The sequence below is a fragment of the Alcanivorax sp. S6407 genome, from assembly GCF_023016115.1.
Classification (GTDB): domain Bacteria; phylum Pseudomonadota; class Gammaproteobacteria; order Pseudomonadales; family Alcanivoracaceae; genus Alcanivorax.
In genome coordinates this window covers 1-371 of record NZ_JALKBH010000022.1, presented here as the reverse complement: position 1 = coordinate 371, position 371 = coordinate 1, and the positions used below count along the sequence as shown (strand labels likewise).

The 371-nt window shown below is 45.0% G+C and carries 1 rRNA gene; it reads left to right on the top strand.

Annotated features, from left to right (window positions below):
• Positions 1 to 111 (top strand): 16S ribosomal RNA (locus tag MWU49_RS17665); the annotation flags it as partial.
• Positions 112 to 371 lie beyond the last annotated feature (260 nt).

The window sequence follows — 371 nt, the reverse complement described above, 5'->3', positions numbered from 1 at the left end:
GAAGTAGTTAGTCTAACCTTCGGGAGGACGATTACCACGGTGTGGTTCATGACTGGGGTGAAGTCGTAACAAGGTAGCCGTAGGGGAACCTGCGGCTGGATCACCTCCTTAACGACAAAGATCTTCGTCCTGTTCAGGGCCCACACGTTTGCTTGTCTAGTTGTTACCGGCAAGAAGCCGGAAACAAGTGATTCCTACGGGATTATTTGTTTCCGGTTTTTTAATCGGTCTCATATTTGATGATATGAGAAGCTCTTTAAAAATTTGGGAAATGAGAAGTCCAAGTATTCATTGAGAATGCAAGCGTTAGAGACTTTCTGACACTTGTGTCTTTATGGTGAATCGTTATCACGATGAATGACCTGGGCGGT